Consider the following 10,837-nt stretch of genomic DNA (forward strand, 5'->3'; position numbering starts at 1 on the left):
AGCGCTAAAAAGTGCCTGTATGCTAGCAAAAAGTTGGTCACCAAGCGATTGAAATGGGGTACTATTAACACCCTATTCCGGGTAGTAATGTTGTTAAATAACGAGGTTTTTTCAGCATGCAGCGTATCGTTCTCTTTTTGGCGACAAACTTAGCTATTTTAGTCGTTTTAGGTGTCGTCATGAATTTGGTCCTGCCGGCCATGGGCATGGATCCTTCTGGTTATACAGGTCTCTTTATCTTCGCCGCCGCGTTCGGTTTTGGTGGTGCCTTTATTTCTCTGGCGTTATCTAAATGGTTGGCGAAACGCAGTGTCGGGGCGCAAACCATTGAAACACCGCGCAATGAAACCGAACGCTGGTTGCTGCAAACCGTGGCACGACAGGCGCAGCAGGCGGGCATTCCGATGCCTGAGGTGGCAGTCTATGATTCGCCGGAGCCCAATGCTTTTGCCACCGGAGCCAGTAAAAAGAGCTCGCTGGTAGCGGTCAGCACCGGCTTGTTACGACAAATGAGCCAGGATGAAGTGGAGGCGGTACTGGCACACGAAATCAGCCATATCGCCAACGGTGACATGGTAACACTGACCTTGATTCAGGGCGTGGTGAACACCTTTGTGATTTTCTTTGCCCGCGTCATCGCATCAATTATCGATAACGCTACGCGCAGTAATTCGCAGAGTGGCCAAGGTCTCGGCGGCCTTGCTTATTTTGCAATTGTCATGGTGTTAGAGGTTGTATTCGGTATTCTGGCAAGTATTATCGTAATGTGGTTCTCACGGCAGCGCGAATATCGCGCGGACGCTGGCTCAGCGCAACTTTGTGGCCGGCATAAAATGATTGCCGCGTTACACCGGCTGCAGAATGCACAGGAATCACAACTCGACGGCAGCATGCATGCCTTTGGTATTCAGAGTAAACGCAGATTCAGTGAACTTTTTATGAGCCATCCGCCGTTGGCAAAACGGATCGCCGCACTGGAACACATGACACGCTAAGCAGTAAGAAAGGATCATCATGACGAATTGGAGTTCGCGGAGTTGGCGCGAAAAAGCGATCCAACAACAACCAAATTACACGGATCTTGAGCAACTAAGAACGGTCGAACATCAACTCAAAACCTATCCACCGTTAGTCTTTGCTGAAGAGATCCGGGCGTTGCGTAAGCAATTAGGGCGTGTCAGTCAAGGGCAGGGCTTCCTTTTGCAAGGCGGTGACTGTGCCGAGTCTTTTGCTGACTTCAATGCGCCAAAGATTCGTGACACCTTTAAAGTCATCCTGCAGATGGCCGTGGTGCTGACCTTTGCCGGCTCGTGTCCGGTAACTAAGGTCGCGCGTATGGCCGGCCAGTATGCCAAGCCCCGGTCGAGTGATCTGGAAAGCATCGATGGTATTGAGTTGCCAAGTTACCGCGGCGACATTATCAATGGTTCTGAATTTACGGCAGCGGCGCGACAACCTGATCCGCAACGCATGGTACAGGCTTATCATCACTCCGCGGCGACCCTGAACTTATTGCGTGCCTTTGCTCAGGGTGGTTTGGCTGATCTGCATAAGGTTCACAAATGGAACATGAGTTTTGTTGCTGCGAATCCGCTGAAGGATCAATACCTGAAAGTGGCGGAGCAGATTCAGTCGGCGTTGAAGTTCATGGAAGTCATGGGCATTACCGCTGAAACGAACGCAACCATTCACGAAACACAGTTGTTCACTTCACACGAAGCCTTGTTGCTGCCGTATGAAGAAGCTTTAACCCGCACCGACACCCTAACCGGTTTGCCTTACGACTGCTCAGCCCACATGGTGTGGATTGGTGAGCGCACACGGCAGTTGGATCATGCGCACGTGGAGTTCATGCGTGGCATTCATAACCCAATTGGTGTTAAAATAGGTCCGACCACTAAGCCGGATGATGTGATTCAGTTGCTTGATGCACTGAATCCAGACAACGAACCGGGCCGGATGACGCTCATTACGCGCATGGGTGCTGGAAACCTGGCCGATGCATTACCTGCATTAGTGCGACGCGTAAAAGCTGAAGGCCGCAACGTTGTGTGGTCAAGCGATCCTATGCATGGCAACACCGTCAAAGCTGAAAACGGCTTGAAAACCCGGAACTTTGACGCCATACATCAGGAATTACGCCAGTTCTTTGCGGTTCATCAGGCCGAGGGAACCTACCCAGGTGGGGTCCATCTTGAGATGACCGGCGAAGACGTAACTGAATGCACCGGTGGTGCCTATCAGATTAGTGAACAAGATTTGACGCAACGCTATCGTACCCAGTGCGATCCGCGTTTGAATGCCGACCAGGTGCTGGAACTTGCATTTTTGGTGGCAGATTCTCTCCGTGAGGCACGTCAAGGCCGCGGCTAAACGACATTTTCGAGGTTTAAGCAGTATATGTCACAACAGGTTGAGCAGTTTTTCGATAACCTTTGGAACGATTACATCAAACTCACGCCTTCGGCAGCAAAAGTACATCAGGTACTGGGCCAGGGCCGCGAAATTATCAACGACCATGTTGCGTTTCGTACCTTTAACTTAGCGCCAGTGCGTCTCGAAACTTTAGCGAAGCACTTTGAAGCTATGGGCTATAAAGCCTGTGGTGACTATAAGTTTGAAGCTAAACGTTTGGTGGCAAAGCACTTTGAGCATGATGACCCACAGTTGCCTAAGATCTTTATTAGTGAACTGCTGGTAGAAGAATTTTCACCTGAGTTGCAGGATATTGTGAAGCAGCTGGTCGCTCAAATTGATGCTGACGCAGTTGCAAAACCGGAATTCTTATATTCTGGTAAGCACTGGCAGATCAGCAGCGGCGATTACGAGCGTTTGCTGGAAGAAAGTGAGTATGCCGCGTGGATGGCTGCCTTTGGCTTCCGGGCCAATCACTTCACTGTTAATGTGAATGAGTTACCCGACTTTGAATCCTTAGAGCAGGTCAATCAGACCCTGAAAACTGCAGGCTTTCGTCTGAATAGCTCAGGTGGCGAAATTAAAGGCTCGCCAGATGTTTACCTGGAGCAGTCATCGACCATGGCAGATCAGACCGCAGTGCGCTTCAGCGACATGGAAAAAGTTATCCCAAGCTGTTTCTATGAGTTTGCCAAACGCTACGAAGTAGCGCCCAACAAACTTTACACCGGCTTCGTCGCTGCTTCAGCTGACAAGATCTTTGAGAGCACTGACGCGCGCGCTCCAGCGGAATAACGCTGACCCGTCAATAGTGATGCCGTTCAAGATTCGTCTCGGCGAGGATCTTGGCGGCAATCTCTTCTACTGAAAAGCGCGTTGAATCCAGAAAAGGGATTGCTTCGCGGCGGTACATTTTTTCTACTTCCTGCAATTCAAACCGGCACTGTTGCATTGATGCGTAGCGTGACCCCTCGCGACGCTTACTGCGGATCTCATGCAGGCGTTGAGCTTCCAGAGTCAAACCAAAGATCTTGTGACGATGCGGACGCAGCGGCTTGGGCAACTGCAGACTTTCCATATTGTCATCTTCAGTTAATGGGTAGTTCGCAGCCTTAATGCCGTAATGAAGAGCCAGATACAGACTGGTAGGGGTTTTTCCGGTGCGCGACACACCCAGCAGAATAATATCCGCTTGATCATAGTCGGAGATGTTGCTGCCGTCGTCATTAGCCAGAGAGTAATTCACTGCTTCGATGCGGCTGTCGTAACTATCGCGCACGCCGTTTTCCTGAATGCCGTGGGTACGGTGGGTTTTGGGGCGCGCTTCCATTTCCAGCTCTGCACTCAATGGCGCCACAAAATAATCCAGGAAGTCATAGTTACTGCCTTTTGAGGAGGTAATGACGCGTTTCAGATCCAGACTGACGAAGGTATGGAAAATAATAGGTCGTTCCCCGGACGCCTCATAGGCTGCATTTATTTTGCTGACCGCTTGTTCGGCTTTGGTGATCGAATCAACGAACGCCAGCGTTTTATGTTCGACTTTTAACGGAAACATCGACAACATCGCCCGGCCAAATGCTTCAGCGGTCAATGCGGTGCCGTCGGAGATATAGAAAATAGTTCTCATGAATGGGTTCTCTGACTAGAAATGCTTGATGAATCTTAACCTTTTCGTCGCTAACGTGTAAAATGTTATGCCATCTGACGCCTGAACGGCGAGGCTCTCCAATGACGAGGAATGACACGTGCAACAAAACGTAACCGACTACGTACTTTGGTATGATCAATTAGGGATGAACGATGTAGGCCGCGTAGGTGGTAAAAACGCGTCGCTCGGTGAAATGATCAGTAACCTGGCCGGCGCCGGTGTTGTCGTCCCCAATGGCTATGCGACCACCGCAGAAGCCTTTAATGAATTCCTTGAGCAATCGGGTGTGAACGATCGTATTCACGCTCTGCTTGACGATCTGGATACCAACGACGTAAAAGCGCTGAGTGAGGCGGGCAGCCGCATTCGCCAGTGGGTCATCGACACGCCATTTCAGCCTGAGCTGGATAAAGCGATCCGTGCCGCTTATCAGGAACTGAGCGGTGGCAATGAAGAAGTCAGTTTCGCTGTGCGCAGCTCCGCGACCGCCGAAGATATGCCCGATGCGTCCTTTGCCGGTCAGCAGGAAACCTTTTTAAACGTGCGCGGTATCGATCAGATTATGGAAGCGATCAAGCACGTTTTTGCCTCACTGTTTAATGATCGCGCGATTTCCTATCGCGTTCATCAAGGCTATGACCACCGCGGCGTCGCGCTTTCTGCCGGCATCCAGCGCATGGTTCGCAGCGATATTGCGGCCTCAGGTGTGATGTTCACTATCGACACTGAATCAGGTTTTGATGATGTGGTCTTTATCACTTCATCATTCGGACTGGGCGAAATGGTCGTGCAGGGCGCGGTAAACCCAGATGAATTTTATGTTCACAAGCCGACTCTGAAAGCCAAGCGCCCAGCGGTATTGCGCCGTAACCTGGGCAGTAAAAAGATCCAGATGATCTACTCAGAGAGCGATGAGCACGGTAAGCAAACCGACATCGTCGATATTCCGGTCGAGCAGTCCCGGCAGTTTTCCATTAGCGATGAGGAAACTGAAGATTTAGCGCGTCAGGCGGTCATTATTGAAGAGCATTATGGTCGGCCAATGGATATTGAATGGGCCAAAGATGGTATTGACGGCAAGCTTTATATTGTTCAGGCGCGCCCGGAAACGGTGCAGTCCAACAAGAACAGCCAAGCGGTAGAACGTTTTAGCCTGGCTCAGAAAAGTGATGTGATTGCTACGGGTCGCGCGATCGGTCAGCGGATTGGTAGCGGTGTTGCGCGGGTGCTGAATTCTATCGCTGAAATGGACCAGGTACAGCCGGGCGACGTGCTGGTCACGGACATGACGGATCCTGACTGGGAGCCGATCATGAAGCGCGCTGCGGCAATCATCACCAATCGTGGTGGCCGCACCTGCCATGCCGCCATTATCGCCCGCGAGCTGGGTATCCCGGCAGTTGTCGGGTGCGGCGATGCCACCGACCTGGTGAAAGACGGACAGGCAGTAACGGTGTCTTGTGCTGAAGGCGATACCGGTTTTATCTATGACGGCAAACTTGATTATGAGGTGAACCGTTCGGACATTGGCGATATGCCAGACTTGCCCCTGAAAATCATGATGAATGTGGGGAATCCGGATCGGGCCTTTGATTTCGCTGGCCTGCCACACGCTGGTGTCGGCTTGGCTCGGCTTGAATTTATTATTAATCGCATGATTGGCGTGCACCCCAAAGCCTTGTTGAATTTCGATCAGCAAACGCCGGAACTGCAAGCTCAGATCAGCGAATTTATGGCCGGCTACTCGTCACCACGCGAATATTACGTTGCGAAACTGGTGGAAGGTATTGCCACCCTCGGCGCAGCGTTCTCACCGGAGCGGGTGATTGTGCGTATGTCAGATTTTAAATCCAACGAATACGCCAACCTGGTAGGTGGCCGTCAATACGAGCCTCATGAAGAAAACCCTATGCTCGGTTTCCGTGGCGCCTCGCGTTACATTTCGGAAGAGTTCCGTGATTGTTTTGCGATGGAGTGTGAAGCGATCAAGCGGGTCCGTAACGATATGGGCTTACGCAATGTCGAAATCATGATTCCTTTCGTCAGAACATTGGCAGAAGGACGCAAGGTCATTGAGCTGCTTGCCGCAGAAGGTCTGGTACAGGGCGAGGATGGATTGCGCGTCATTATGATGTGTGAACTGCCTTCCAATGCGTTGTTAGCAGAACAGTTCCTGGATATTTTCGATGGCTTCTCCATCGGTTCGAATGACCTGACGCAGCTGACGCTGGGCCTTGACCGTGATTCGGGCGTGATTGCACACCTTTTCGATGAGCGCAATGAAGCGGTGAAGGCGATGCTGGCGATGGCGATTCAGGCGGCGAAGAAGAAAGGTAAATACGTTGGTATTTGTGGTCAGGGACCTTCAGATCACGCTGATTTTGCCCAGTGGCTGGTCGAACAGGGCATCGACTCCGTATCACTGAATCCAGATACTGTGGTGGATACCTGGTTGTATCTTGCCAAACAGGCACACTAACATTTAAGGCTACGGCGAGGAGTTTCACTTGGCAAACACAGCAGCACAGGTGCTATCGGTACGCGATGACTATGCAGCACCTGAGCCTGTTTATCGACGTTATCTTGGTGCGTTAGAACAAGCTGGTTTTACAGGTGATATTGATGAAAGTTACGGTGGCCGACTGATTGCGGCCACTGATAACAGTGTTTACCAGCAACTCCCACAAGCCGTACTTTACCCGCGTACGACGGCAGATCTGCAGTTAGCCTTGCGAGTGGGCCAGCAAGATGCCTTTCTGAGCCTGCAATTCAGCCCCCGCGGCGGCGGTACTGGTACCAACGGTCAAAGCCTTAGCCAGGGCGTCATTATCGATCTCAGTCGTTACTTCAAAGGTCTGCTCGACAGCGACCTGAACGAGGGTTGGGTGCGCTGCCAAAGCGGCATGATCAAAGACGAACTTAACGATGCCGTGCGTCACGGAGGCTGGTTTTTTTCCCCTGATTTGTCGACCAGTAACCGCGCGACTCTAGGTGGCATGATAAATACCGATGCCTCGGGGCAGGGCTCTCTGGTTTACGGTAAAACCAGTGATCACATTCTCGGTTTAGAAGCGGTGTTGGTCAACGGCGAAGTCATTGAAACCGGGCCAGTACCGCTTGTTGAAGCTCAGGCTAAAGCGGCTGGCGAGGGCATGGAAGCTGCTCTGTATCGGCAGGCATTGGCCAGCTGCGTTGATAAGCGCAGTGCCGTTGAAGCTAAGTTCCCGGCATTGAATCGCTTCCTTACCGGCTATGACCTGAAGCATTGCTACCATCCGGAAAGTAACACTCTGGACCTGTCGCGGCTGTTGGCCGGATCCGAAGGAACACTGGCGTTTATTACCGAAGCAACGCTTAATTTAACCCGAATTCCCCGCCACAAAGTGCTGGTGAATATCAGCTACCGTAACTTTGATGCTGCGCTGCGCCATGCGCCGGTCATGATCAAGGCGAATGCGACCTCGGTGGAAACCATCGACAGCACTGTGCTTGATCTCGCGCGAAATGACATCATCTGGCATAGCGTGCAGGAACATTTGTCTGAAGGGCAGGTGGATCAGCCCATGGATGGCATCAACATGGTGGAATTTACCGCTGTTGATGAAGCTGAAATTGAAGCGAAACTGCAACATCTTCTGGCAACGCTGGATGCTGAACTGGCTGCAGGCGATCATCGCCATGGCGTGGTAGGTTATAAGGTTTGTCGCGACGCACAGAGTATTCAGATGATTTACGCCATGCGGAAAAAGTCCGTTGGCCTCCTGGGTGCAGTAAAAGGCGAGCGAAAACCCATCGCCTTTGCCGAAGACACTGCGGTGCCGCCAGAATCACTGGCGGATTTTATCAGCGAGTTTCGTCAGCTGCTGGATGGCTACCAATTAAGCTATGGCATGTTCGGCCATGTTGATGCGGGTGTACTCCACGTGCGACCAGCGCTTGATATGAAAGACCCTGCTGATGAACGCTTGCTGCGCAAAATTAGCGATCAGGTGGCACAATTAACGGCTAAGTTTGGTGGTCTGATGTGGGGGGAGCATGGTAAAGGCTATCGCTCTGAATATGCGCCGACGTTTTTCGGCCCTGAACTCTATCCGGAAATTCAGAAAATTAAAGCGGCTTTTGATCCCGACAACCGTCTGAACCCGGGTAAGCTAGCGACGCCGTACGGACACCCAACAGCAGAGCTGGTGTCGGTGGATGCGCGTAAGCGTGGCTATTACGATCGGCAGCTGTCGCAGGCGGTACGTGAGGATTATGCAGCCGCAATGAACTGTAATGGTAATGGTTTGTGCTTTAACTATGCCAAGGACTCACCTATGTGTCCGTCTTACAAGGTCAGCGGTGATCGGCGCTATTCGCCGAAAGGACGTGCGACCTTAATTCGGGAATGGTTACGACTGAATGCAAATGCAGGCCTTGATGTCAGTCAGCCACCCCAACGCAGCTCATGGCTGTTGCGCGACAGAAAAAACAGCGGCAATCAGCGTGATTTCAACCACCAGGTGAAAGCCTCGATGGATGCCTGTCTGGCATGTAAAGCCTGTGCCAGCCAGTGCCCGGTAAAGGTTGATGTGCCATCTTTCCGGGCTAAATTTCTGCAGTGGTATTACCAACTGTACCGCCGGCCGTTACGTGATCATCTGGTGGCAAGTATCGAAGATACCGCCCCCCTGATGGCGAAACTGCCACGCTTCAGTAATGCACTCACGCACAATGTTGTCAGCCAATGGCTGTTCGATCGCGTGCTTGGTTACGTCGATACCCCGCGTTTGTCTGCACCGAGTTTGAATAAACGCTGGACACAGCAGCATTGGCGTCGTGCGGGTATCAGCGAACTGCTTGCGCAGGAGCCGGGCGCAGCAGCGCGTCAGGTGGTCGTGGTTCAGGATCCTTTCACCAGTTTTTACCAGGCCGATGTCGTCGAAGCTATGGGGCAGGTGATTGCTAGCTTAGGCTACGAACCGGTATTGCTGAACTTTATTGGTAACGGTAAGGGACAACACGTGAAGGGCTTTTTGCGCCAGTTTAAGCGCACCGCAACCCGGGTCACTCAGCAATTAAACCAGCTGGCCGATGCGGGCTTTTCGCTGGTCGGCATGGATGCTTCGACCGTGCTCTGTATGCGTGACGAATACCATGAATATGCAGTAGAAGAGGTTCGTTTTACGGTAGCATTGCCACAGGAATGGTTGGCCGAACAGCAGCAGCGATTGGCAGCAGCGACGACGCAGTCTGCCATAGCAGCGCAACTGTTCGTGCATTGCACCGAGCAAACTGCCTTACCCACCACTGGTAAAATCTGGCAACAGCTGTTTAGCACTGTCGGCGCGCAGGTAGCTGTTGTTGCCACCGGCTGTTGCGGCATGGCAGGTACCTATGGGCACGAAAAAGAGCAACAGGAAAACAGCGAGAAGTTATTTGAAATGAGCTGGAAAGACGCGCTCGCAGTCAGCGAAAAGCCGCTGGTGACGGGGTTTTCATGTCGCTGCCAGAGCCACCGTTTTGCTTCTATGGAAACAAAAAAGCTGCAACAGGTTGAGCACCCGGTGCAGCTTTTGGCAAAACTACTGCGTTGAAGCTTATTGCTTAGCAGCTTTTGCTTTAGCGATAACTTCACGCGCCAGTTCATCAGCGATCTCGCCTGTTGGGCGTTGCTCCGCTGTAGAACGGGTAAAGATGGTGTCCAGTGTGCCGTAAATACCACGAACGCGTTTGTCTGTTTCTTCGCGGCTCATGTTCGCTGCTTCACTGCAGACGTGGATCACGCCGCCGGCGTTGATAACATAGTCAGGCGCATAAAGAATGCCTTTTTCCATCACTTTCTTATCGTGTGCTGGCGTCGCCAGCTGATTATTGGCGCTACCGGCAATAATCTTCGCTTTTAGTTGCGGCAGGGTGTCATCGTTGATGGTCGCACCTAATGCACAGGGGGCGTAGACATCAACATCCAGACCGTAAATCTCATCCAGTCCTACTACTGTCGCACCTAATTCCTGAGCTGCGCGCTGACAGGCTTCTTCATTGATGTCGGTGACAAAAAGTTTAGCGCCTTCTTTTGCACAATAGGCAGCAAAGTCATAGCCCACGGCACCAAGGCCCTGGATGGCGATGGTCACACCGGCGAGATCTTCAGAACCAAGCTTATGCTTTGCCGCCGCTTTCAGACCAAGATAAGTGCCTAACGCTGTATGTGGTGAAGGATCACCGGCTTTGGCTTCAGTACCGGCAACATAGTCGGTTTCTTCGGCCACGATGGCAATATCACTGGTACGAATATTGACGTCTTCGGCAGTAATATAACGGCCGCTCAGTGAGTTGATGAAACGACCGTAGGCACGAAACAGTTCCGCCGACTTAATGGTTTTTGCATCACCGATGATGACGGCTTTACCACCACCAAGCGGTAAGCCAGCAAGTGCGCTCTTATAGGTCATACCGCGCGACAGGCGCAATACGTCCGTAAGGGCCTCAGCTGACGAAGCATAGTTCCACAGACGGGTACCGCCTAACGATGGACCTAAAGTGGTATCGTGGATGGCAATAATCGCCTTTAATCCAGTTTCCTTGTCATGACAGAACACGACTTGCTCGTGCTGGTCGAACTCTTGATGCTCAAATAGAGACATGACTGATATTTCCTCGTTCATCCCAAAATTGCGCGCACATTAGCATTTTCATTTTGCCCGCGCTAGTGAATGCGAAAAATAAAACGTTTACGTTAACGTAAACTTTAGCAAGCAAAGTTTACACGATTTCCTGCTTTGCCCTAAA

The 10,837-nt window shown here is 51.7% G+C and carries 7 protein-coding genes; 5 read left to right on the plus strand and 2 right to left on the minus strand.

The features are described 5' to 3' along the window. Positions 1-116: 116 nt before the first annotated feature. The 3 genes from htpX to J6J34_RS06220 are packed head-to-tail and all read left to right on the plus strand — an operon-like array spanning position 117 to position 3,210. On the plus strand, positions 117-995 hold the full coding sequence (htpX, locus tag J6J34_RS06210; protein ID WP_301720260.1) for a protease HtpX: 879 nt from the start codon (positions 117-119) through the stop codon (positions 993-995). Positions 996-1,014: 19 nt separating this feature from the next. Further along, positions 1,015-2,373 carry a class II 3-deoxy-7-phosphoheptulonate synthase gene (locus J6J34_RS06215; protein ID WP_301773920.1) on the plus strand — a complete coding sequence of 453 codons (1,359 nt, stop codon included), beginning with the start codon at positions 1,015-1,017 and terminating at the stop codon, positions 2,371-2,373. 27 nt (positions 2,374-2,400) lie between these two features. Beyond that, a complete protein-coding gene (locus tag J6J34_RS06220) occupies positions 2,401-3,210 on the plus strand; it encodes a DUF1338 domain-containing protein (RefSeq protein WP_301898652.1) in 810 nt (269 codons plus the stop codon). A 10-nt stretch (positions 3,211-3,220) separates the two neighbouring features. Here the strand turns inward: J6J34_RS06220 and ppsR are convergent, their stop codons facing one another. Further along, positions 3,221-4,045 (minus strand): posphoenolpyruvate synthetase regulatory kinase/phosphorylase PpsR, encoded by an 825-nt coding sequence (gene ppsR, locus J6J34_RS06225; protein WP_301720263.1) that lies wholly within the window; start codon positions 4,043-4,045, stop codon positions 3,221-3,223. 118 nt (positions 4,046-4,163) lie between these two features. On the opposite strand from ppsR, the gene ppsA reads away from it, so the two are divergent. Both ppsA and ydiJ read left to right on the plus strand, forming a co-directional pair. Continuing rightward, positions 4,164-6,545 carry a phosphoenolpyruvate synthase gene (ppsA, locus tag J6J34_RS06230; protein WP_301720264.1) on the plus strand — a complete coding sequence of 794 codons (2,382 nt, stop codon included), beginning with the start codon at positions 4,164-4,166 and terminating at the stop codon, positions 6,543-6,545. Between the two features lie 49 nt (positions 6,546-6,594). Continuing rightward, complete coding sequence (gene ydiJ / locus J6J34_RS06235; protein ID WP_301898712.1) at positions 6,595-9,642, plus strand: D-2-hydroxyglutarate dehydrogenase YdiJ; 3,048 nt, start codon at positions 6,595-6,597, stop codon at positions 9,640-9,642. Positions 9,643-9,645: 3 nt separating this feature from the next. Here ydiJ and J6J34_RS06240 read toward each other — a convergent pair whose 3' ends face one another. Then, positions 9,646-10,692, minus strand: coding sequence for a Glu/Leu/Phe/Val dehydrogenase dimerization domain-containing protein (locus tag J6J34_RS06240; protein ID WP_301898653.1), 1,047 nt, complete (start codon positions 10,690-10,692; stop codon positions 9,646-9,648). Positions 10,693-10,837 lie beyond the last annotated feature (145 nt).

This window comes from Pseudidiomarina terrestris, assembly GCF_030466405.1.
In the GTDB taxonomy this organism is placed as follows: domain Bacteria; phylum Pseudomonadota; class Gammaproteobacteria; order Enterobacterales; family Alteromonadaceae; genus Pseudidiomarina; species Pseudidiomarina terrestris.

What these genes read in the sequence shown, in the direction of transcription:
- htpX (WP_301720260.1), top strand. Translation starts at nt 117, where the DNA reads ATGCAGCGTATCGTTCTCTTTTTGGCGACAAACTTAGCTATTTTAGTC.
- J6J34_RS06215 (WP_301773920.1), top strand. Translation starts at nt 1,015, where the DNA reads ATGACGAATTGGAGTTCGCGGAGTTGGCGCGAAAAAGCGATCCAACAA.
- J6J34_RS06220 (WP_301898652.1), top strand. Translation starts at nt 2,401, where the DNA reads ATGTCACAACAGGTTGAGCAGTTTTTCGATAACCTTTGGAACGATTAC.
- ppsR (WP_301720263.1), bottom strand. Translation starts at nt 4,045, where the DNA reads ATGAGAACTATTTTCTATATCTCCGACGGCACCGCATTGACCGCTGAA.
- J6J34_RS06240 (WP_301898653.1), bottom strand. Translation starts at nt 10,692, where the DNA reads ATGTCTCTATTTGAGCATCAAGAGTTCGACCAGCACGAGCAAGTCGTG.